The organism is Streptomyces sp. NPDC057623, assembly GCF_042800355.1.
In the GTDB taxonomy this organism is placed as follows: domain Bacteria; phylum Actinomycetota; class Actinomycetes; order Streptomycetales; family Streptomycetaceae; genus Streptomyces.
Map to the genome: position 1 here is coordinate 304,738 of NZ_JBHVGZ010000003.1, position 22,735 is coordinate 327,472.

18 protein-coding genes and 1 tRNA gene are annotated in these 22,735 nt (G+C 71.0%); 15 read left to right on the forward strand and 4 right to left on the reverse strand.

The annotated features are described in order from the left end of the window. Positions 1-3: 3 nt before the first annotated feature. The 7 genes from ACFU95_RS05680 (at position 4) to ACFU95_RS05710 (ending at position 9,452) form a co-directional block, all read left to right on the forward strand. Entirely contained in the window at positions 4-312 is a 309-nt protein-coding gene (locus ACFU95_RS05680; protein ID WP_383822163.1) for a hypothetical protein, read from the forward strand. Further along, positions 296-805, forward strand: coding sequence for a hypothetical protein (locus tag ACFU95_RS05685; protein ID WP_383822166.1), 510 nt, complete (start codon positions 296-298; stop codon positions 803-805). The genes ACFU95_RS05680 and ACFU95_RS05685 overlap by 17 nt, the downstream gene beginning before the upstream one ends. Beyond that, positions 802-3,348 carry an Hsp70 family protein gene (locus ACFU95_RS05690; protein ID WP_383822169.1) on the forward strand — a complete coding sequence of 849 codons (2,547 nt, stop codon included), beginning with the start codon at positions 802-804 and terminating at the stop codon, positions 3,346-3,348. Before ACFU95_RS05685 ends, ACFU95_RS05690 begins: the two co-directional genes overlap by 4 nt. Before the next feature lie 3 nt (positions 3,349-3,351). Continuing rightward, positions 3,352-3,741 carry a hypothetical protein gene (locus ACFU95_RS05695; protein WP_383822172.1) on the forward strand — a complete coding sequence of 130 codons (390 nt, stop codon included), beginning with the start codon at positions 3,352-3,354 and terminating at the stop codon, positions 3,739-3,741. A 23-nt stretch (positions 3,742-3,764) separates the two neighbouring features. Further along, entirely contained in the window at positions 3,765-5,960 is a 2,196-nt protein-coding gene (locus ACFU95_RS05700) for a protein kinase (protein WP_383822175.1), read from the forward strand. After that, positions 5,957-8,011, forward strand: coding sequence for a protein kinase (locus tag ACFU95_RS05705; protein ID WP_383822178.1), 2,055 nt, complete (start codon positions 5,957-5,959; stop codon positions 8,009-8,011). The genes ACFU95_RS05700 and ACFU95_RS05705 overlap by 4 nt, the downstream gene beginning before the upstream one ends. 598 nt (positions 8,012-8,609) lie before the next feature. Then, the gene (locus tag ACFU95_RS05710; protein ID WP_383822180.1) at positions 8,610-9,452 is read left to right on the forward strand and encodes a TIGR02391 family protein; all 843 of its coding nucleotides are present in this window, start codon (positions 8,610-8,612) and stop codon (positions 9,450-9,452) included. A gap of 95 nt (positions 9,453-9,547) precedes the next feature. Here ACFU95_RS05710 and ACFU95_RS05715 read toward each other — a convergent pair whose 3' ends face one another. Both ACFU95_RS05715 and ACFU95_RS05720 read right to left on the reverse strand, forming a co-directional pair. Then, positions 9,548-10,501 (reverse strand): NUDIX domain-containing protein, encoded by a 954-nt coding sequence (locus ACFU95_RS05715; protein ID WP_383822271.1) that lies wholly within the window; start codon positions 10,499-10,501, stop codon positions 9,548-9,550. Between the two features lie 146 nt (positions 10,502-10,647). Then, a tRNA-Arg gene (locus ACFU95_RS05720) sits at positions 10,648-10,720 on the reverse strand. Between the two features lie 320 nt (positions 10,721-11,040). Between ACFU95_RS05720 and ACFU95_RS05725 the strand changes: the two genes are divergently transcribed. The 4 genes from ACFU95_RS05725 to ACFU95_RS05740 all read left to right on the forward strand — a co-directional run bounded on the left by ACFU95_RS05725 (position 11,041) and on the right by ACFU95_RS05740 (position 17,566). Continuing rightward, positions 11,041-12,648, forward strand: a complete 1,608-nt coding sequence (locus ACFU95_RS05725; protein ID WP_383822183.1) for a dynamin family protein — start codon at positions 11,041-11,043, stop codon at positions 12,646-12,648. Between the two features lie 210 nt (positions 12,649-12,858). Then, the gene (locus tag ACFU95_RS05730) at positions 12,859-15,039 is read left to right on the forward strand and encodes a GTPase (protein ID WP_383822273.1); all 2,181 of its coding nucleotides are present in this window, start codon (positions 12,859-12,861) and stop codon (positions 15,037-15,039) included. Between the two features lie 380 nt (positions 15,040-15,419). After that, positions 15,420-15,884, forward strand: coding sequence for a single-stranded DNA-binding protein (locus ACFU95_RS05735; RefSeq protein ID WP_383822186.1), 465 nt, complete (start codon positions 15,420-15,422; stop codon positions 15,882-15,884). Between the two features lie 260 nt (positions 15,885-16,144). Next, positions 16,145-17,566, forward strand: coding sequence for a Cys-Gln thioester bond-forming surface protein (locus ACFU95_RS05740; protein WP_383822189.1), 1,422 nt, complete (start codon positions 16,145-16,147; stop codon positions 17,564-17,566). Between the two features lie 105 nt (positions 17,567-17,671). On the opposite strand, the gene ACFU95_RS05745 is transcribed toward ACFU95_RS05740, so the two are convergent. Continuing rightward, positions 17,672-17,956 carry a hypothetical protein gene (locus ACFU95_RS05745; protein WP_383822191.1) on the reverse strand — a complete coding sequence of 95 codons (285 nt, stop codon included), beginning with the start codon at positions 17,954-17,956 and terminating at the stop codon, positions 17,672-17,674. A gap of 357 nt (positions 17,957-18,313) precedes the next feature. On the opposite strand from ACFU95_RS05745, the gene ettA reads away from it, so the two are divergent. Genes ettA through ACFU95_RS05760 form a run of 3 tightly spaced genes read left to right on the forward strand, consistent with a single transcriptional unit; the run spans position 18,314 to position 21,093 of the window. Then, entirely contained in the window at positions 18,314-19,978 is a 1,665-nt protein-coding gene (gene ettA, locus ACFU95_RS05750) for an energy-dependent translational throttle protein EttA (RefSeq protein WP_383822194.1), read from the forward strand. A gap of 6 nt (positions 19,979-19,984) precedes the next feature. Beyond that, positions 19,985-20,404 carry an acyl-CoA thioesterase gene (locus tag ACFU95_RS05755; RefSeq protein ID WP_383822197.1) on the forward strand — a complete coding sequence of 140 codons (420 nt, stop codon included), beginning with the start codon at positions 19,985-19,987 and terminating at the stop codon, positions 20,402-20,404. Continuing rightward, positions 20,401-21,093 (forward strand): hypothetical protein, encoded by a 693-nt coding sequence (locus tag ACFU95_RS05760; protein ID WP_383822200.1) that lies wholly within the window; start codon positions 20,401-20,403, stop codon positions 21,091-21,093. Before ACFU95_RS05755 ends, ACFU95_RS05760 begins: the two co-directional genes overlap by 4 nt. Before the next feature lie 19 nt (positions 21,094-21,112). Here ACFU95_RS05760 and ACFU95_RS05765 read toward each other — a convergent pair whose 3' ends face one another. Beyond that, positions 21,113-21,517, reverse strand: coding sequence for a globin (locus tag ACFU95_RS05765; RefSeq protein WP_383822203.1), 405 nt, complete (start codon positions 21,515-21,517; stop codon positions 21,113-21,115). Between the two features lie 118 nt (positions 21,518-21,635). On the opposite strand from ACFU95_RS05765, the gene ACFU95_RS05770 reads away from it, so the two are divergent. Next, on the forward strand, positions 21,636-22,622 hold the full coding sequence (locus ACFU95_RS05770) for a methyltransferase domain-containing protein (protein ID WP_383822206.1): 987 nt from the start codon (positions 21,636-21,638) through the stop codon (positions 22,620-22,622). Positions 22,623-22,735: the final 113 nt, after the last annotated feature.

The following is a 22,735-nucleotide window of genomic DNA, read 5'->3' on the forward strand; positions in this document are numbered from 1 at the left end:
CCTGTGGCAGACAACCCGTGGGCCTGGCGCGACGGGCACAACCCGTACCGCGCCACGCCCTTCCAGGTGCTCGCGCTCAGCCCGGAGGCCGGCGGGCGGGGGGCGATCCGCAACCACGTCAGAAAGCGTCGTCGGCGCATCGAGCGGCGCGCCGACCGCTACCCGCTGTTCGGACGCGTCCTGCGGGTCGCCGAGGTGAACGCGGCCGAGGACCGCGTCAAGGACCCGGCCCAGCGCCTGCTGGCCCTGCTGTGCACCCATTGGCCCGAAGCACCGGCGCGAGCGGACCGGTCCGATGACGCGGCCGGGTGACGCGATGCGGATCGACGAGCGGGAGCGCCCCCTCACGGCCCGGCCGGAACCCCCGCAGGGCGTCGTGTGGCGGCTGCTGCGCGAGAAGGCACAGGCCGACGACGCGGCCGCGGCGGAGACCCGACGGCAGGTCGAGGAGCACAGGAGCGCGCTCGAACACCTCGCCAGGGACGTCGCGGGCGCGCTGCACGGGCTGCACGGCGTCACCGCCGCCAACGCCGCCGACGTACTGCCGTCCCTCACGCACCGGCTGGCCAGGGCCCTGGAAGCGGCCGGCGCACGCTACCTCGACCCGGTCGGCACGCCCTACGCGGAGGTCCGGATGTGGGCCGACGTGGAGGGCTCCGAGCCGGTGGCGGGCCTGGAGCGGGCCATGGTGGCCGAGACCCTGCGGCCCGGCGTCCTGATGGCCGACGGAAAGCTGACCCAGCGAGCGCGCGTGTATCTGGCCGTCCCCCCGGCCGCCGACGACCGGCAGGAGGAGCAGGAATGAGCATCACCGTCGGGATCGACCTCGGAACCACGAACAGCTGTGTCGCCGTGCCCGCCGACGCGGACATCCCCGGCAAGCAGGAGCTGATCGACGCGGGGCGACTGCGGCCGGTCGGCGGCGCGCTGATCATCACCGACGCCTACCAGGCACCCGTCACCCCGTCGGTGGTGTGGCTGGCCGAGGACGGCGCCGCGGTCGTGGGCAGCCTGGCCAAGAGCAAGGTCAAGCACGACGGGCAACCGCCGCCCGCGATGTTCTTCAAGCGCACGATGGGCACCGACCAGCGGGTCACCGCCGGACACGCCGACCTGACGCCGCAGCAGGCGTCCACGCACGTCCTGCGCCACCTCAAGGAACTCGCGGAGGAGGTGCTCCGGGTCCCGGTGGACCAGGCGGTGGTGACCGTGCCCGCGTACTTCGAGATGCGCGCCAAGAACGAGACCGTGCAGGCCGGCCTCGACGCCGGGCTGGCGAGGGTGGAGACGCTCATCGAGCCGTTCGCGGCCGCGCTGATGTCCACCCACGGGCACCGCCTGACCGAGCCGAAGACGTTCCTCGTCTACGACCTGGGCGGCGGCACGTTCGACATCTCCGTCGTGGCCTGGACCCCCGAGGCCGGCTTCGAGCACCTCGCCTTCGAGGGCGACCGCTATCTGGGCGGGTACGAGTTCGACAAGGCGATCGTGCGCTGGATGGCCGAGCAGCGCCCCGCCTACGACCTCCGGCTCGAACCCGACCACCCCGAGGAGGCCCGCCTGCTCGCCCGGCTGCTGGTCCGGGTGGAGTCGGAGAAGCACTTCCTCTCCCGGGAGCGGCAGACCGAGATCTACGTGGAGGGGGAGGCGGACCGGGCCGGCATCCCCATGACCATCAAACTGCCCTTCGGCCGGGCCGAGTTCGAAGCACTGATCCGGGACGACGTACAGCGCACCCTCGGCCTCTGCGACGCCGCGCTGGAACGGGCCGGCCTCGGCGCCGCGGACCTCGACGAGGTCGTCATGGTCGGCGGCTCGTCGCGGGTGCCGCTGGTCAGCCGCATGCTGCGGGAACGGTACGGCCTTGAGCCGCGGCTGATCGACCCCGACCTGTGCGTCGCCGTCGGCGCCGGTATCAAGGCCGGTGCCGTCGGCGTCCGGCAGGGCGTCCTGGAGATCGACCAGGTGACGGCCGCACTGCCCGCGACCGACGTCGCCGGCCGGGTCCACCCGGACGCGGACCGCCCGGCGCCGGACGGGGTGCAGGTCCTGCTGCGCTCCGGGGACGGCATCCAGAACCTCCGTCAGCGGACCGACGCCGAGGGGCGGTTCGTCTTCGAGGACGTCGCGCTGCACGAGGGCGACAACGAACTGACGGTCACGGTCGTCGTGGACGGCGAGGAGACCGAGAGCCGGACCTTCACGGTCTCGCCCGACCACGAGCCGCCGCCCACCGACGAGGGCGACGTGCTGGCACACGACTTCTTCGTGGAGCTGGAGGGCGGCCCTCACCGGATCGCCCGGGCGGGCACCAGACTGCCGCACCACACCAGCTTCCTGCTGGAGACCGCCGGCCAGGGCGTCCTGCTGCGGGTCCGGCTGGACGAGGGGCTGATCCCCATCGGCCAGGTGGAGATCGACGACCTGCCCGGCACACTGCCGGCCGGCACGACGGTCGAGCTGGAGCTGGAGTTCCGGCCCGACTGGTCGATCGACGCGGAGGTCAGGGTCCCCGCCGTCGGGATGCGGGGCCGGGCGCTGATCTCCGTACCCCGGGAGCACGTGCCCTCCTGGGAGGAGCTGCGGCAGCTGTACCTGGACGTCAGGTCCGGCTGGCAGGACCGGCGGGCGGTGGCCCGGCCGGAGGACGCCATGCGGACCGGGCCGCAGCTGGACGCGCTGCTGCGGGAGTGCGCGACGCTGCTGGACCAGCGCCAGGACCGGGCCAAGTGCCATCACCGGCTGCGCGAGGCCGAGACCCTGCTGGGCGGTGTCCGGCTCCCGGCGGCGGACGTGATGCACCCGCCGCTGCCGGAGTTCGAGAACAGGCTGGCCGAACTCGCCGCGCTCTGCGACCAGCTCGCCCGCACCGACACCACGGAGGCGCAGCAGCACCGGCAGAGCATCCCGGGGCTGCGGGCGGCGGGACTCGCGGCGTACCAGGCGGGCAACGGCCTGGACTGGCACAGCGTCAACCAGGCCGTCGAGGACCGCTGTGTGGCCGTCCACCGGAGGGTGGGCGCCGGTCAGCCGCCGCCGAGCCCGGCGAACCTCCAGTCGCTGCTCTACCAGGAGCTGGCGGAACTGGACCGCGCGCTGCGGCACACCGACCAGGTCACCGGCGGGAAATACCAGGAGCAGGCCGAGGAGTTCCTCACCTCGGTGGCCGCGATCGTCACGGCGGTGGGCGGCGTCGCCACGAACGACGCGCGGGCCACCGAGCGCTTCGCGGCGATCTACCGCAACGACGTGCAGCCGCTGGCCGCGCGGATCGAGCGCTGGATGGAGGAGATCAAGGGCGACGACCCCGGAGTGGTCCTGCCCCGGCTTCCCCAGGGCGGGAGGTAGCGGGTGGCCGTCATCAACTGCCCGCTGTGCGGCCGGACACTGCGCGCGCCGGCTCCCGAGTGCCCGGTGTGCCGCGGCGACCTGCGTCCGCTCGCGCAGATCGCCGCGCTCGCCGACGAGCACTTCAACAAGGCGCTCGCGCTGGCCCGCGCGCGGCAGTGGCACGGCGCCGCCGAGAACCTCGCGGTCACCCGCGCGCTCAGCCCCAACGACGTCGACGCCATCGTGCTGCTCGCGAAGGTCCGGCACCGTCAGCGGGGCGCGCGGCGTGCCGAGGCCAGGCAGTTGCTGGAGCGGGCCCTAGAACTGGCACCGGACCGCGACGACGTGCGCTCGGCACTGGAGGAGGCCGCCCGGCCGCCGCGCCCCCAGGGGCGGCGTCGGCGCCGATGAACCGTGTGAGGCAGGTGAGGTGCGTGCCCGACGCGTCGTCGTCCGGGGCCGGCTACGAGCGGCTGCGCGACCGGGGCAGGCGGGCCCTCGCGGCGGGGAACCTGCCGGAGGCGATCGACGCCTTCGGGGACGCCGTATGTCTGCGCCCCGATCTGGTGACGGCCCACCTCGACCTCGGCCGGTGCTTCCAGGAGTCCGGCCACACCGAGGTCGCCCGCCGTATCTACGAGTACGCCGCCCGCACCGATCCGGCATCGCCCCTGGCCGCGGCCGCGGTCGCCGGCCTGCCCGCCAAGCCGTCCGCCCAGCACGCCTTCGACCTGGGGCAGGTCGTACGGAGCGCGGACAACTCCTACCGCGTACTGGAGCGCAGGATGGGCGCGCACGGCGCGGTGTCGATCGTGGAACCGCAGGGGCGCAGCAGCTTCTTCGACCGCGTCGGATACCGGCGCTACGTGCTCAAGACCTTCAACATGCCGCAGCCGTGGAGCGACGAGGACCGGGAGCGCTTCGCCAACGAGGCCAAGACCTGGGTGCTGCTGGAACGGCACCCCAACATCGTCACCGCGCTGTGGGTCGAACGGGTCGAGCACCACCACTGCCTGCTGCTGGAGTACGTCCCCGGCGGCGACCTGGACACCGCCCTCGCCGCCGGGCCGCTGAGCCTGGAGCGCGCGCTGCGCTTCGGCCTGAACTTCTGCGACGGCATGGAGCACGCCTCCCGCACGCTCGGCGTCACGCACGGGGACGTGAAGGCCGCCAACTGCCTTCTCACCGAGGACGACACACTCAAGGTCACGGACTTCGGCCTGGCCCAGGTGTTCGGTCCCGCGCAGGCGGTGGGCGGACGGCTGCGGGAGCTGAAGCCTCAGGTCAGGGCCATCTACGTACTGCCGGGCGGAACCCGCAACTACCGGGCGCCCGAGCAGGCCCGCGCCGGGGCGCGCGTGGACGTGCGGACCGACATCTACGGCTTCGGCGTGCTGCTCTACCAGATGGCCACCGGCGATCTGCCGGTCAGCGGCAGCATCGCCGCCGAGCACATCAGGGCGCGCTCCGACACGGACGAACTGCCTGCGGGGTTACGGGAGTTGATCCTCGCCTGCGTGGAACGGGAGCCGCAGCGCAGGCCGCGCAGCTTTCGCGGCCTGCGCGGGGAGCTTCAGGCCGTGTACGAGATCGTCGCCCGCCGGCCGGCTCCGGCACCGGCGCAGCCCCTGCCCGGAGACCGGGACCTGTACATCCGCAGAGGCGCGGCGCTGGACGAACTCGGCCGGCACGAGGAGGCGCTGGCCTGGTTCGGCAAGGCGTTGCGGGTCGCTCCGGGGGACGGCTGGGCGTTGCACAACAAGGCTCTCACCCTGATCGCGCTGAAACGCCCCGAAGAGGCGATGACCTGCTTGAACCAGGCCCTCGAACGCTATCCGGGCTACACACAGGCGCTCACCGCCAAGGCCAAGCTCCTCACCGCCCTGGGGCGGCACCAGGAGGCGCTCACCTGCCTGGCCCAGGTGCGAAAGGCACCCGCCCTGATGGGCCTCGGCGACCTCTCGGACGCGCTCGGCCATGTCGGGGAAGTCCTGCCGGGCGGTTGGCCAGGCAGTCGGCCGAACAGTTGGCCGAGCACCCGGGAGGGCAGCGGTCTCGCGCACGAGCCCGGCGCGGAGGCCGGACGGCGCGCCCCGCGGCATTCGCCCGGCACCCTGCTGGCCTGGCAGATCGCGGCGGTCGAGGCCAAAGCGGGGCACGCGTCCGCGATCGGACCGGCGCACCTCATGCTCGGGGTGTGCAAGCTGGGCGACGCGCCGGTGGCCGGCCCGTCCGCCGCCGTGCTGCGCACGGTTCCCGCGCTGGAGGCCGAGATCGAGGGGCTGCGCGGCAGATTCCGCCGGGCGGGGCTGGAAGTCACGCCGTTCCGCCGCCGCCTGCGCGGACGCCTGGCCCGTTCCGCGCCAGGTACGGCGCCCGGCGTCGCGCCCGGTACAGCGCCCGGCGAGGTCCCCGCCGACGGCGTCATGCACCGGACACCCGCCGCCCGCGGGGTCTTCAGCCGGGCCGAGGAACTGAGGGCGGAAACCTCCGGCGAGTCCGTGGGACTCACCGAACTCCTCCGGGCACTCCTGGAGATCCCCGCTCCTCCCTGGGCCGAACTGAGCGCCGAGATGGGCCTGGAGGGCCGGCTCCGGTCGCTGTCACGAGACGACGGAGGTTGTCGATGACCAGTGCCGCTCCCTACAGCGGTGGCATCGGCCTGGCCTTGGTGATCGCCCTGGGCGAAGCCGCTCGGGGCGGTGCCGCCGAGGTCGAACCGGTGCACCTGCTGCTCGGGATCTGCAAGATGTGCGAGATGCCGGCGACGGGCGCGGAGCCGGACGGTGAGGTGAGAGAGCTGGATGGTGAGGTGAGACAGCTCAAGGCCGCCTTCGAGGGGGCCGGCTTGGACCCCGCGGCCTTCCGCCGACGACTGCGCGACCGGATCCCCCGGCCGGACCGGCCCCACCAGGGCGGCGTCGTATCACCGGGGAACGCCGTGGCCCGCGAACTGTTCTCCAGGGCGGAGCAACTGGCCGCGGCGGAGCACGGCGTCGCGATGGGGCTGCCCCACCTCCTGACCGCCGTACTGGAAACCCCCTCCCCGCCCTGGGCGGCGCTCGCCGCCGAGATGGGGGTCCACGACCTGCGCGGCGCGCTGCTCCCAGGGCGGCGGGAGCCGGACGAGGGAGACCAGCAACAAGGTGACGAGCCCGGCTACCGTTCCGCCCGGGTGACCCTGACGGTGCTCCAGGGCCCGCTCCAGGGCCGGAGGTTCGAGTTTCCCGACCGCGCGACGTGCGTCGTCGGACGGGCGGACGACTGCGCGCTCCAGCTCCCCGAGGACGCGGAGTACTCGGGGATCTCCCGGCACCACTGCCTGCTGGACATCAACCCGCCCGACGTGCGGGTCCGGGACCTCGGCAGCGCCAACGGCACCTACGTCAACGGCGAAAGGATCGGCGGGCGGGAGGCGGGACCGCCGCCCCACGGGTCGGACCGACTCCCGTCGGCGGAGCGGGAACTCGCGGACGGCGACGAGATCCGGCTGGGCGGCGTCCGGCTGCGGGTCGGCATCCACGTCCCCCTGTGCTGCGCCACGTGCGGTCGGACGATCGCCGAGGCCGAGCTGGAGGGCGCCGCGGGCAGTCAGGACGCGTACCGATGCGAGCTGTGCCGTACGACGGAGATGCCGTCGGCACTCGACCGCGTTCCACCGCCGCGCGGGGAGAGGACGTGCGCGGCGTGCGGCGGCCGGCTCGGCGCCGAGCACACCGTCCAGCCCTCCGTCGAGGAACTCTGCGCGGCGTGCAAGGGCGACCCGGAACGGGTCATGCGCCAGCTCCTACAGGTCGCCGAGGACGGCAGCAGGAACCTGTACCTGTTCGGCGGCTACACGATCCAACGGCAGCTGGGGCAGGGCGGCATGGGCGCCGTGTACCTCGCCCGGGACCACCAGACGGACGAACTGTGCGCGCTCAAGGTGATGCTGCCGCAGGCCGCGGGGAACGAGGCGGCCAAGGCGCGGTTCCTGCGCGAGATGTCGACGGTGGAGATGCTGCGCCACCCCCATCTGGTACGCCTGCACGACCACGGCTGCTGGAACGGGATCTACTTCTTCGTCATGGACCACTGCGACGGAGGCGACGTCGCCCAACTGGTGCACCGGCGGGGCGGCCGGCTGCCCGACTACCAGGCGCTGGGCATCACACTCCAGGTGCTGGACGGCCTGGCCCACGCCCACCAGGCGGACGTCCGGGCGTACGACGCCGAGGGCCGCCCGCTCGCCGTACGCGGGCTGGTCCACCGGGATCTGAGCCCACGGAACATCTTTCTGCACGGCGGCATGGCCAAGGTCGGCGACTTCGGGCTGGCGAAGGCGTTCGACGCGGCGGGTCTGAGCGGACTGACCCACACGGGCACCAGCGGGGGCAACCCGTCGTTCGTCTCCAGGCAACAGGTGCTCCAGTTCAAGCGAGCCCAGCCCGAGGTCGACGTCTGGGCCGCCGCGGCATGCCTGTACTACATGCTCACCGGCTCCGCCCCACGCGACTTCGCTCCGCACCTCGATCGCTGGCAGGCGGTCCTGGACACCCCCGCCGTACCGATCCACCACCGCAACCCCGACGTCCCGCACCCCCTCGCCAAGGTGATCGACCACGCCCTCACCGAACAGCCGGGCATCGGTTTCACCACCGCGGCGGAATTCCGCCGGGCGCTGATGGCGGTCAGGGAGTGACTCGATCACCGCGCCGGAGCCCGGAAAGGACGTTGACCTGCGACTTCCGCGCTGACCTGGGCAGCTGCCCCTTCCGCCGGCAGCACGTCACCCGCCGTCGACACACATGCGACACGGCTCGGAGCCGGTTCACGGCCGCCGGGAGGCCGATGGGCCGACACTCGTTTCTGGCGTCCTGCTGATGGACACGTAGGCAGGGTGCTCAGGGTCTCCAACCTGCATGAGGGCGAAGCGATCAACGTCATGGTTCGCGGAATTGACGGAGGACGAGAGCACCAGGAGGACCTTCTCCACATACGGGAGCGCATCGAGCTCGTAGGCATTGAGCAAGCGCCAGATGCCACAGCTCCCGCCGTTCCTGCTTCCATCGGCCCGGTATGCGCAACTTCGCATGCTTACTGCCGACCTGGCTCGACGGACCCCTCCACGGCCCGAGGACGGCCTTGGGAGGGCGCTCGCTCATGCCAAGCGCGGCCGAGGATGTCAGCCGTCGACCGTTCCAAGCCGGTGCTCATTCGCCCACATGCCTTGCTGGCTGCGGACTATGATCTACCGGCTGACAGGCGTACCTTCACCCATCATTAGGGGGGATTCCGAAATGGCGAAGAGGGATTTCACAGCCAACGCGCTGATTCCTCACGGGCATCACCAGAACTGGGATCTGATCGAGGAAGTTATTCGCGAATTAGAAAGGGTTACGGACCAGTGGCAGGGCGCGGAGACTGAGATCACCGTTAAGGGGAAGCGGGAACTCTACGGCAGGTATGACACCTTGATCGATGCGAAGGTGGGTCTGGGTGAGGATCGTCGCGATGTCACGGAGGTGGACATCTCGCGTATCGAGCGTGATGGCGATGACTCGGACATGTACGCTTCTGTGACTCTTTCGAAAAATCAGAAAGACACATCCTGGGTATTCGCCTCAGGCCCCGTAAAGCGCGACTGTGAAGGACTCGTGCGAACCCTTCAGAACTTTATCCTGCAAGCGATCAATTATCCTGATCTTGCAAGGATGAATTCTGGAGGAGGGGGCGACATCGAGTCACGCCTCCAGCATCTTCACTCGGCTGTGAAGTCCGGAGCGTTGGCTAGGCTGGCGAGTGGCCACGGCGACGAAGCAGTCGAGGAGGCGTGCAAGAGTGTGGGAGCTCGTCTCCGCCAGCTCAGCGGCCTTGATGATGACGGTGCCTCGCTGGTGACCAATACCCTTGGTGGGCGTCGGCTGATCCAAATCAACGACGGCCTCTCCAGGACTGACGCGAGCGAGCAGGAGGGCTACATGCACTTGGGGTTGGCTCTGTTTCGTGCCGCTCGAAATCCCCGCGCGCATAGGCCTTCGGACCCGAACTTCAATACGGATGAGGTGATCGAGTGGCTTTCCGTCGCTAGCGCTCTCCATCGGGCGATTGATCGGGCTAAAGTTACGCCTCCTGCGAGATAGCGTGCCTCTAGTCAGTAACTGATCAACTGCGCGGGTGGCATAAATGCTAGGTCAGTGAAACGGCTTTGGGTTGGAGCTGTTTTGGGGGTGAGTGATCATGGCACCGTAAGCTGATGGCGAGTCGGGTGGTCTGCGGACCTGCCCGTTAAAGCACGACGTTGGGGCCGTGATCTTAGAGGCTCGCCCCGAAATGGCTGCCTAAAGCCGTGGAACCGACCGTCTCGGCCACAGATAGTTTCTCCCCACTTCATGCCCGCAGCCGCCGAGCGTGCCGCCTGGCGCGGCCAGCCGGGGCGAAGCTGGCTCCGCACGTGGGGGCCGTTGCCGTCCAAGGCATCCAAGAGCCTGATCGCGAAGACCTCGGGCAGGCGCTCGCTGACCTCGTCGGGCGTGAGCCACGAGACTGCCGTCGACTCACTCGACGTGCGCTCGGTGCCGCCGGAGGGTTTGCAGCGGAAGACCAGCGCCACGATTCCGCGGGTCAAGTTCTTGTGGGCACCGGTTAGTTCGTCCACCTCACCGCGGAGACCCGTCTCCTCAAGGACCTCGCCGGCTACGCCGACCTCGGGGGTCTCGTCGAGTTCGAGGATGCCGCCGGGGAGTTCCCAGGTGTCGTTGTCGGCCCGACGGATCGGCAGGAGGCGCCTGTACGTGTGACGCGGTGCATTCCCATCCCGGCTATGGACACGCAGTGCAGGGGAGGGGCGGGCGGCATCCTCGCCGGCTCCGTCATCCGCAGGGCGTGGCGCAGCGCGCGTAAGGCGGCACCGCCCCTGCGCACGTCTTCGAGTCGCCCACCGGCCGGCGCGTCTCCGACAACCGGAACGGAACACGCGCCTGACGAAGTGGCTGAACGACGGGATCCCGCCCAGGTGGCCGACTGGGCCGGGGCCAGCGTGGCCGTGCTCCTGGCAACTTATGCCCGATGCATCGAGGGGCCGCTGTGCCCGACCTGAAGAGGCGGCTCGAAGCTGCCGGAGATCTCCCGAGCGGCCGTCCACCGGCTGACGCCGGGGTTCGGAACTTCGACACGTATTCGACACAGCCACCCGCGAAAACCCGGTGACAGCCGGTAGTCCCGACAGCCCCGCATCCTGCCCTTGATCATCAAGAGGGCGTCCGGGGGCTTCGCCCTGACACCTCGTATGCGTGCCGACCAGCAAAAACGCCCTCCCGAAGGAGGGCGGAGCATGGGCGCCCCCGGCAGGACTCGAACCTGCGGCCAAGCGCTTAGAAGGCGCCTGCTCTATCCACTGAGCTACGGGGGCCGATTGTGGTGGCCTCGTTCGTGGTGCCCGGGTAGGGCTGATCCGTGACGTTGCCGGAGACAAGGATAGGGCTCCCACATCCGTGTCCCTGTTGCTTCGCCTCCGTGGCTCGATGTGGAGGTTCGGTGAAGCGGTCCTGATAATCGCAGGCGGGTACGAATCGTGCACCGCTTTTGGCCTCTCGCGCACCGGGTGTTGTGCACTCGTTATGCCTGGACTATGCCTCTGTCCCGGTCGTCCCTTCCATCCCTTGTGTCCCGTCGGCGCGCAGACATGCTCATATGCTTCAGAAATCCCCTAAAATTGGGCATTCTTCGCATGTGGTGACCTTGGACGTACGGCCTCAGCTGCTCGACGCACTTTCCGCCCTGCGCGACCGTGTCGCCGCCGCACGCTTCCCGCTGCCCCTGGCGGGGGCGCCACGCGCGCGTGCCAACCGCGACGAACTGCTCGCGCAGCTCGACGACTATTTGGTGCCCCGCTTGAGGGAGCCCGAAGCGCCCTTGCTGGCCGTGGTGGGAGGATCCACCGGCGCCGGCAAGTCGACGCTCGTCAACTCCCTCGTGGGCCGGCGCGTGACCGAGGCAGGCGTGCTGCGGCCGACGACGCGAAACCCTGTACTGGTCTGCCATCCCGAGGACCATCATTGGTTCAGCGGGATGCGCGTACTGCCGGACCTCACGCGCGTGTGGGTGCCCGACCAAGATCCGGCGGACGAGCCGATGCTGTCCGCCGAGGACTCCGCACGCGTGCTGCGGGTCGAGACCGCCGACACGCTGCCGTGCGGCCTCGCCCTCCTCGACGCGCCCGACATCGACTCCCTGATCGCCGACAACCGCGTACTCGCCGCCGAACTGATCTGCGCTGCCGACATCTGGGTGATGGTGACCACGGCAGCGCGGTACGCCGACGCCGTCCCCTGGCACCTGCTGCGCACCGCCAAGGAGTACGACGCCACCCTGGTGACCGTTCTGGACCGGGTGCCCCACCAGGTCGTGTCCGAGGTGTCCCGGCAGTACGGGGCGCTCCTCACCAAGGCCGGCCTCGGCGACGTACCCCGCTTCACCGTGCCCGAGCTGCCCGAGTCGGCCTGGGGCGGCGGGCTGCTGCCGGCCACGGCCGTTGCGCCGCTGCGCACCTGGCTCAGCCAGCAGGCCCAGGACCCGGGGGCACGCGAGCAGACCGTCGCCCGTACGGCCCACGGTCTGCTCGACTCCCTCAAGGTCCGCATGCCCGAGCTCGCCAACGCCGCCGCCGCCCAGTACGCGGCCGCGCTGCGGCTCACCAGTGCCGTGGACAGCGCCTACGACAGCGAGTACGCGCGCGTGCGGAGCCGGCTGCAGGCCGGCGCCGTGCTCGCCGGTGACGCGCTGAAACGCTGGCGCGCCTTCCCGCTCGACAGCACCGCCGGTGAACTCCTCGACTCGCTGGTGGAGAGCCTGAGCACTCTCCTGCTGTGCGCCGTCACCGCCGCCGACGAGCGCGTCGACGACGCCTGGCGGCGCGAACCGGCCGCGGAAGCTCCCGAACTGACGGGCCGTGATCCACGGCCGGCGAGTGTCGAACACCGCATCGGCGTGGCCGTACGGCGCTGGCGCAGGGAGCTCGAGGAGTACGCCGAGGACGAGGTGAGCGTCCTGGACCGCAGCGTCGCCCCGGATTCCGAGGTCGTCACCGCGCTCGTCGCCACCGCGCTGCTGGGCGGACGCCGGGCACGGTCAGCGGGGGAGGGACTCGCCGAGCGGATCGGGGCGCACGGGGCGCTGCGGCTGCGCGACCGGGCCGGGCGGCTGCTCACCGAGCATCTGGACCGGGTCATGCACAACGAACGCGAGCGACGGCTCGCCCCGCTCGACGCCCTGGAGGTCCATCCGGAACCCCAGGCCGAACTCATCGCCGCGCTGTCCGTACTGCAGAAGGAGAGGTGACCGGTGACTGCCGTCACTGACCAGGACCACACCGACCACGCCGATCAGCAGAAGGACGGCGCCACCCAGGGCGACGAGCGCGAGCACCACGTCCCGGCGAGCGCGGCCCCTGTGGAGGGCGCCTGCGAGAACGGCTTCCCCGCGGCGGGTGACCACGCGGAGGGAGAGCTCGACGAGGGCGACGATTCCGCGGCTGCCGAGCAGCCGGAGATGCGCAAGCTCTGGAGGAAGCTGGCGAAGCAGGAGTGCCGGGCGGGCGACGACCACGCACGCGTGGAGTACGCACGCGTGGAGGAGGCCGAGGACGCCGAGGACGGCGACCCGCACGCGCGCGTGGACGCTCCCGACTCAGGCGCCCGTGAGGGTGACGAGGCGCAGGTGCGGGTGGCCGTCCCGGAGCCCGGCGGTCGTAGGAACGGGGACACGCACGCGCGTGCGAGCGCCTCGGGTCCCGGCAGCGGCAAGGACCGGGACACGCCCGCGCGTGCGGGTGCCTCGGATCCCCGCGGCCGCAAGGACGGGGACACGCCCGCGCGTGGGGTCCCCCGTGACACCGAGGGCCGTAAGGCGGCCGGCACCTCCCGGCGTACGGAATCCCCGTCGCGTACGGAATCCCCCTCGCGTACGGAACCGCCCGCCGGTACGGGCGCTTCCGCCGGTACGGACTCCTCCACCAGTACGGAATCCGCGTCCCCCTGGGACGACGGGCTGATCGCACGGAGGGTGAATGAAACCGCTGTTCCGGAGCAGCCCGCCATCGTGGAGCCCCGCGCTTCCGGGGCGCAGGTCGTGACGCCGCTCGCGTACGACGGCGGGCTGCGGTCCCGGCTCGACGCGCTGCGTGAACTGGTCGGGCTCTCGCGCACCCGGCTCGACAACAGGACGCTCTCCGAGGCGGGCCGGGTGCTCGACGAGGCGGCGGCACGGCGCAGGCTGTCCGGGCAGCACACCGTCGTCGCCATCGCGGGCGCCACGGGCAGCGGCAAGTCGCAGCTGTTCAACTCGCTCGCCGGAGTGACCATCTCGGAGACGGGCGTACGGCGGCCGACGACCTCCTCGCCCCTCGCGTGCAGTTGGAGCGACGGTGCGGTCGGCCTCATCGACCGGCTCGGCATCCCGCCACGGCTGCGGCGGCGCCCCGCACAGAACGCGGCCGCGGACGGGCAGTTGCGCGGACTCGTCCTGGTCGACCTGCCCGACCACGACTCGGCGGCCGTGCAGCACCGTGAGCAGGTCGACCGCGTCCTGGCGCTCGTCGACGCGGTCATCTGGGTCGTCGACCCCGAGAAGTACGCCGACGCCGTGCTGCACGAGCGCTATCTGCGGCCCATGGCGGGCCACGCCGAGATCATGTTCGTCGTCCTCAACCAGATCGACCGGCTGCCCGGGGAGGCGACCGACCAGGTTCTCGACGACCTGCGGCGGCTGCTCGACGAGGACGGCATCGCGCTGGGCGAGCACGGCGAACCGGGCGCCATCGTGCTGGCGCTGTCCGCGCTCACCGGCGACGGAGTCGGCGACCTGCGCGAGGCGCTCGGCCAGTTCGTGGCGGAGCGCGGGGCGGCCGCGCGCCGGATCTCGGCCGACGTGGACGCCGCCGGGTGGAAGCTGCGGCCGGTGTACGCGGCGCGGCGGCGCACCGGGCTCAGCGAGGAGGCGCGGGACGAGTTCTCCGCCCGGCTCGCGGACGCGATCGGCGCCACCGCCGCGGGTGAGGCCGCCGAGCGGGCCTGGCTGCGCAACGCCAACCGCGCGTGCGGGACGCCCTGGCTGCGGCTGTGGCGCTGGTACCAGGACCGGAGCGAACCCCCCACGGGACGGCTGTCCCTGCGGGCCCAGACGGACGAGGAGGCCACCGCGCGCCAGCGCGTCGAACAGGCCGTGCGGACGGTCGCTGACCATGCGTCGGCCGGGCTGCCCACACCCTGGGCGCAGGCGGTGCGTGAGGCGGCCGTACGCGGGGCCCAGGGGCTGCCCGAGGCGCTGGACGAGCTGGGCGCGCGGGCCGGTCTGCCGCCCGGGCGGCCACCGCGGCCCAGCTGGTGGCCGGCGGCCGTCCTGGTGCAGGCGTCCATGACGATCCTTCAGGTCATCGGCGGGCTCTGGCTGATGGGCCAGATCGTCGGCGTCATGGCGCCCAATCTGGGCGTGCCGGTGCTGCTGATGGTGGCGGGCATCATCGGCGGCCCGCTGGTCGAGTGGGGCTGCCGGATGGCGGCCCGGGGCCCGGCCCGGCGCTACGGCATGGACGCGGAACGCCGGTTGCGGGAGGCGGCGGCCGGGTGCGGGCGGGCCCGGGTGCTGGATCCGCTGGCGTCGGAGCTGCTGAGGTACCGGGAGGTCCGGGAGCAGTACGGGCGGGTGATGGGGGTGGGGTCCTCGGCGCGGTGACCTGCGACCGGGAGGGGTGGCCTGCGACCGGGAGGCGAACTGCGACCGGGAGGTGACCTGAGACCAGGGGCCGACACCCGAGGGACCAGGGGCCGACACCCGAAGGACCAGGGAGGTGAGCCGGTCGGGGGAGGGCGGGTCACCCGTTCGAGTGGCGGAGATATCCACAGACGAGCGGTGATCCACAGGGCTCAGCGGGCTCGGCCCGACGGAGGCAGTCTGGCTTCGCGGCGATCGCGACGGACGCGGTCGATCGCGGTGACGGCGGCGTGGCAGGACGCACCTGGCCGCGCGGCCGTCATGTCGGACGCAGCCGTACGGGACGGGCCCGTACGTGTATCCGCCCGGCGGGAGTGCCCGGGTGAGGGAGGGGTTTCGAGATGAACGAGACGATCGTCTGCGTGGTGGGCAACGTGGCGACGCAGCCGGTGTACCGGGAGCTGACGACGGGGCCGTCGGCGCGCTTCCGGATGGCGGTGACCTCGCGTTACCTGGACCGTGGGAAGAACGAGTGGACCGACGGGCACACCAACTTCTTCACGGTGTGGGCCAATCGCCAGCTGGCGACCAACACCGCCGGATCGCTGAACGTGGGCGATCCCGTCGTGGTGCAGGGCAGGCTGAAGGTGCGCTCGGACGTGCGCGAGGGGCAGAGCTGGACCTCGGCCGACATCGACGCGACGGCGATCGGCCATGACCTCGCGCGCGGCACGTCGGCCTTCCGGCGCACCCCGAGGCCGGAGACGGGGGCCACCTCCGCACCGGCGCAGCCCGAGCCCGACTGGGAGACACCACCCGCCGATGCCGACGCCCAACAGGTCCAGGAACCAGTGGCGGTGACGTGACGTCAGTCACCTCACGAGGCTGACCGAACTGCGGCTTATCGACGAATGCGTTCCGAACGGCCCCTGTGGATTTGTCGATAAGCCCTGCTCGTAAGGGATCTTGGCGATAACGATTCCGAGTCGGATCGGGCCTCCGACGGGATCACAGGGAAGCCTGGTGCGTCGCGTACCTAGGATGCCGAACGTAGCTCTCGGGGCTTCTGATTCTGCTGGTGGGACCGTTCCCCCACATCAACGGGTCCTGCTCGAAAGGGAATTCTGTGTTTGCTGCGTTCTCTGCGCTGTCGGTGCGCGGGCGAGAGGTGGCGGCCCGCGTCGCCGCCGCGACCCTGGTGTCCGGGCTCGTCGCCGCCTCGGTGATGGCCGGCGCCGGCCCGGCCTCGGCCGACGAGGCGGCGTGGAGCCAGGGCGGGGCGACGGCCACCATAGGCGGCCTGAAGACCTACGGCGCCGCGGTCGTCCACGCCGACTCCGGCGACCAGGAGATCTCGGCCGGTCTGTTCGAGATGTCCGTCGACGGCGGAGGCACGCTCCAGACGTACTGCGTCGACATCCACAACCCGACGCAGCGCGACGCCAGGTACCACGAGACGCCCTGGAGCGGCACCTCGCTGGGAGCCAACAAGGACGCGGGCAGGATCCGCTGGATCCTTCAGAACTCCTATCCGCAGGTGAACGACCTCGCCTCGCTCGCCGGCAAGGCGGGCGTCAAGGGCGGCCTCACCGAGCAGGACGCCGCGGCCGGCACCCAGGTGGCCATCTGGCGCTACTCGGACGGTGTGGACGTCGACGCCAACGACCCGCAGGCCGAGCAGCTCGCGGACTATCTGGAGCAGAACGCGCGGAGCGTGGCCGAGCCCCAGGCGTCGCTCACGCTCGACCCGCCCGCCGTCTCCGGTCACCCCGGTGAGCGGCTCGGTCCGGTGACGGTGCGCACCAACGCGGGCAGCGCGACGCTGACGCCGCCGGCGGACGCCGCCACCAGCGGGGTGCGCATCGTGGACAAGGACGGCGTGGCCGTCACGTCCGCCACGGACGGCAGCCAGGTGTTCTTCGAGGTGCCCGAGGACGCCGCGGCAAGCCAGGCGGAGCTGACCGTGCAGGCCTCGACGACCGTGCCGGTGGGGCGTGCCTTCGCCGCCGAGAGCCGCAGTCAGACGCAGATCCTGGCCGGCTCCAGCGAGTCGACCGTCTCGGCGACGGCGACCGCGACCTGGGCCAGGACCGGTGCGATACCCGCGCTGTCCGCGGCGGAGAACTGTGACAAGGGCGGCGTCGACATCACCGCGGCCAACGAGGGCACCGAGCCGTTCACCTTCGAGCTGCTCGGGATCGAGTACAGCGTCCCGGCGGGTAAGTCGCAGACGATCACGGTTCCCTTGCAGGAGGACCAGGCCTACGACTTCACGATCGAGGGGCCGGGTGGCTTCGAGAAGCGGTTCACGGGCGTGCTGGACTGCATGACCCAGGTGAACGAGGCCGACGTGGCGGGCGACGCTGTCCAGACCCTCAGCGAGCCGAGTCCCGCCACGGTCGGGACGGCGTCCGACGACACCAACCTCGCCGCCACCGGTGGCTCCGCCGTGACGCCCCTGATCGCGGGCGTCGCCATCGGCCTGGTCCTGATCGGTGGCGCGGCGCTGGTCGTCGTACGGAAGAAGCAACTGCCGACGCAGGACTGAGACTCCGAAGAGCCGGACCAGGGGCCTGATCCGCGCACGCGGATCAGGCCCCTGTCAGGTGGACCGTGTGTCACGGTCCGTTTCTCCACCGGTGAGGAGCGCGACCTACCAGGCGCTGTTGTCGCAGCCCATGGTCGAGCCGATGTGGGTGTCCTGCGCGCCCGTGTGGCCCTCGCCGTTGAGCGCGTTGCCCAGCGCGCCGTTGAGGATGCCGACCTGGCCCAGGACGTCGAGGTTCAGGTCGTGCGACTTGCAGTTGGAGCTCTGCAGGACGCTGGCCTTGTCCCCGCCATGGCCACCGTGACCGTCGGCGGTGGCCGTCCCGGCGCCCAGGAGGCCGACGGTGCCGATGGCCGCGACCACGACGGCAGCCTTGCGAAGCTTGTGCATGTCATCTCCGAAGGAGTGAGGTGGGTGCGATCCGTGAGAGATCGACTTCGTACAGTTATGGGAGGTTAATGTGAAAAATTCCTATATGTCCTGATGGCGCGCCGGGAATCGTGCTCGCGTCGTGGAAACGGCGGGTGGGTGCGCGGTCGGCGCCGGCAGGTCACTGCCTGGCCATCGACGAAGCCCGGCCTTCGGCGGCACCGCACGAGACCTTCGATGGCCTCGGCCCCTCCGCGAAGCCGGTGAACCCCCAGGTCAGCCCCCCTCGCCCAAACGGGTTTCCCCCCAGGGGTGGCGATCCGGCAAGATGGGGTGTATCTGCCCACTGCCTGATTTCAAGCTGCCGGACGGTTTCTCTTGGCTGAGTACATCTACACCATGCGCAAGACGCGCAAGGCTATCGGCGACAAGGTCATCCTTGACGACGTCTCGCTGAACTTCCTGCCCGGCGCGAAGATCGGTGTGGTCGGCCCGAACGGTGCCGGTAAGTCGACCATTCTGAAGATCATGGCAGGGCTGGAGCAGCCGTCGAACGGCGATGCCTTCCTGTCGCCGGGGTACACCGTCGGCATCCTGATGCAGGAGCCCAAGCTCAACGAGGACAAGACCGTCCTGGAGAACGTCCAGGAGGGCGTCGCCGAGGTCAAGGGCAAGCTCGACCGGTTCAACGAGATCGCCGAGCTGATGGCCACCGACTACTCCGACGCGCTCCTCGAAGAGATGGGCAAGCTCCAGGAGGACCTCGACCACTCCAACGCCTGGGACCTCGACGCCCAGCTCGAGCAGGCCATGGACGCGCTCGGGTGCCCGCCCGGCGACTGGCCCGTCGTCAACCTCTCCGGTGGTGAGAAGCGCCGCGTCGCGCTCTGCAAGCTGCTGCTGGAGGCCCCCGACCTGCTGCTCCTCGACGAGCCCACCAACCACCTCGACGCCGAGTCGGTGAACTGGCTGGAGCAGCACCTCGCCAAGTACGAGGGCACCATCGTGGCCGTGACCCACGACCGGTACTTCCTCGACAACGTCGCCGGCTGGATCTGCGAGGTCGACCGCGGCCGGCTGCACGGCTACGAGGGCAACTACTCCAAGTACCTGGAGACCAAGCAGACCCGTCTCAAGGTCGAGGGCCAGAAGGACGCCAAGCGCGCCAAGCGGCTCAAGGAAGAGCTGGAGTGGGTGCGGTCGAACGCCAAGGGGCGGCAGGCCAAGTCCAAGGCGCGTCTGGCTCGCTACGAGGAGATGGCCGCCGAGGCCGACAAGATGCGGAAGCTGGACTTCGAGGAGATCCAGATCCCGCCGGGCCCGCGGCTCGGCAGCATCGTCGTCGAGGTCTCCAACCTCACCAAGGGCTTCGGCGACAAGGTCCTCATCGACGACCTCAGCTTCACCCTGCCGCGCAACGGCATCGTGGGCGTCATCGGCCCCAACGGCGCCGGCAAGACCACCCTCTTCAAGATGATCCAGGGTCTGGAGACCCCGGACTCCGGCGCCATCAAGGTCGGCGAGACCGTCAAGATCTCGTACGTCGACCAGAGCCGCGCGAACATCGACCCGAAGAAGACCCTCTGGGCCGTGGTCAGCGACGAGCTCGACTACATCAACGTCGGCCAGGTCGAAATGCCGTCGCGGGCCTACGTCTCCGCCTTCGGCTTCAAGGGCCCCGACCAGCAGAAGCCGGCCGGTGTGCTCTCCGGCGGTGAGCGCAACCGCCTCAACCTCGCGCTCACCCTCAAGCAGGGCGGCAACCTGCTGCTCCTCGACGAGCCGACCAACGACCTCGACGTCGAGACCCTCGGCTCCCTCGAGAACGCGCTGCTCGAGTTCCCGGGTGCGGCCGTGGTCGTCTCCCACGACCGGTGGTTCCTGGACCGGGTGGCCACGCACATCCTCGCCTACGAGGGCGAGTCCAAGTGGTTCTGGTTCGAGGGCAACTTCGAGTCCTACGAGAAGAACAAGATCGAGCGGCTCGGACCGGACGCCGCCCGTCCGCACCGTGCCACCTACAAGAAGCTGACCCGGGGCTGATCGGTCTTGCGCCATATCTACCGCTGCCCCCTGCGCTGGTCCGACATGGATGCGTACGGGCATGTCAACAACGCTGTCTTCGTCCGCTACCTGGAGGAAGCGCGTATCGACTTCCTGTTCCGTCCGGAGAAGGACTTCAAGCAGGGGTCGGTGGTGGCGCGCCACGAGATCGACTACAAGCGCCAGCTCGTCCACCGGCACCACCCGGTGGACATAGAGCTGTGGATCACCGAGATCAGGGCCGCGTCCTTCACCATCACCTGCGAGGTGAAGGACGAGGACGTGGTCTATGTCCGGGCCTCGACCGTGGTCGTGCCGTTCGACTTCGAGGCGGAACGGCCGCGCCGGATCACCGCGGAGGAGAAGCAGTTCCTCCGGGAGTACATGGATGACGCGGCCGCCGAGGAGGAGGCCGTCGCCGCATGACGGTGCTCCACCTCGCCGACGAGGGGGAGGCGGCGGATCTCGCGGCCTTCCTCTCCCGGCTGCTCCACTACGACCGCGGTGCCGCGGTGCGCCTCCAGGCGGCCGGCACCGCGCTCGCCGTCTTCGGACGCCCGCCGTCCTTCGAGGTGCTGGCGATCCGCGCCGTACGGCTGGGGAAGCCGTACGAGAACGGGCTCGACGTCACGCTGGACGTGACCGTCTCCGCGGGTGAGCTCCTGGAGTCCGTCGACGAGTCGGCGGGCACGGCCGCCGTCCCGGCCGCGGTCACCGGCCCGCCGTGGGCGGGGGTGCTCCCACCGCGCGGCGGCTGGCGGCGCGAGACCGGGCTGCCTGCACCGGACGAGCTGGGGGCGATGGTCGCCGCGGCGGTCGCCGAGTTCCGCTCCCGGACCCAGGAGTTGGCGCCCGAGCGGCGTACCCGGACCGAACTCGACCGGATCGGACGCGAGATCTGGTCCCGGACGGTCGGGGACACCCGGCTCCCGGTCCGGGCCGTGCACGCGGCCCAGTCGCTGGGCTTCCTCCGCCTGCGTGGCGACAGGCACACCCCCGACGAGGCGGCCCTCGGACTCTTCTCGTCGGGCGCGTGGCTCAGGCTGCGCACGCCGTACGGCTCGATCGCCGTCCGCAGGGCGGGCCTCGGGGCGTTGGACGTCAGCGTCCGCTGACGCTCCGCGGCGGTGGGGGTCAGCCCTCCGCGTTCACCATTGACGCCGCGGCGTACGTCAGGTAGTTCCACAGCGTCCGCTCGTGCTCCTCGGAGAGGCCGAGCTCGTCGACGGCGTCCCGCATGTGCTTCAGCCAGGCGTCGTGGGCCGCGCGGTCCACGGCGAACGGGGCGTGGCGCATCCGCAGGCGGGGGTGGCCGCGGTTCTCGCTGTACGTCGTCGGGCCGCCCCAGTACTGGATCAGGAACAGGGTGAGGCGCTCCTCGGCCGGGCCCAGGTCCTCCTCGGGGTACATGGGCTTGAGGATCGGGTCCTCGGCGACACCCTCGTAGAAACGGTGGACGAGGCGGCGGAAGGTCTCCTCCCCGCCGACCTGCTCGTAGAAGGTCTGCTCCTGAAGCGTGCCGCGCCGAATCTCATTCACCCGTCCATGGTCTCAGACGCGGAGACGGAGGACTCCAGGCTTAGGACCAGCGCTCTGGATCATGCGAGCGGGAGGCGGCGTGCTCGCCTCGGGGCGCCTCCCGCAGGACAGTGGACGTATGAGTGCGCACGCTCTCGACCCTGACCTGGAGGACCTCGCCGCCTCGGCGCGGGCCGCGCTGGTGCGCGAGATCGACAGGGGCGGGGCCTGGGCCGACGACCCCGTGTGGCGGGACGCCTTCGCCGTCGTGCCACGGCATCTGTTCGTGCCGTACTACTACGTGGGCGTCGCCGGTGGCTACGAGCGGCGCTGGGGCCAGAGCCCCGACCCGGTCGCGCGCGAGCGCTGGGTGCGCGGCGCCTACGCGGACACCCCGCTGGCCACCCGGCTCCGCGACGGCGAGCTGCTTTCCTCCAGCAGCCAGCCGTCCCTGATGGCGATGATGCTGGTCGCGCTGGAGGTGGCGGAGGGCGACAGAGTGCTGGAGGTCGGCGCCGGCACGGGCTACAACGCGGCCCTGCTCGCCCACCGGCTCGGCGACGGCGACCTCGTCACCACCGTCGACCTGGAGCCGGAGATCACCGAGTCGGCCCGGCGACACCTGGCGACGGCCGGGTACCACCCCGTCGTCGTCACCGGCGACGGCGCACGCGGCGTGCCCGAGCGCGCCCCCTTCGACCGCGTCGTCGCCACCTGCGCCCTGCCGTCGATCCCGCGCGCCTGGCTCGCCCAGTGCCGCCCCGGTGCCCGCGTCCTGACGCCGCTCGCCACCGGCCTGGTCGCCCTCGCCGTACGGGACGCGGAGTACGCCGAGGGGCGCTTCCTGCACACGCCCGCCTACTTCGTGCCGCTGCGCGGCGGGGTCCGCTCCGAACCGGAGTCCGTGCCGGTGGGCGGAGTGCCGCGCCGGGCCAGGGAACACGAGCTGTTCCGCTTCCTGCTGGCCCTGACCCGCGGCACCCTCGATCCACAGGAGGCGTACGCGCTGTGGGAGCGCGAGGGCCGGCCGCAGCGGGAGCGGTACGGGATCACGGTGAGCGGCGCACACGAGTGGGCCTGGCTGGACGACCCCGAGGGGCCGTACGCCTGGCCGCTGCCCGGCTGAAACGCCGAGAGGGGCGGGGGGGGCAGGGGAGAAGGGCACAGCCCCCCCCCCCCCTCCTTCCCTCCCCCCCCCCGCCCCGTCTTTCTCTCTCCCCCCTCCCCCCCCCCCCCCCC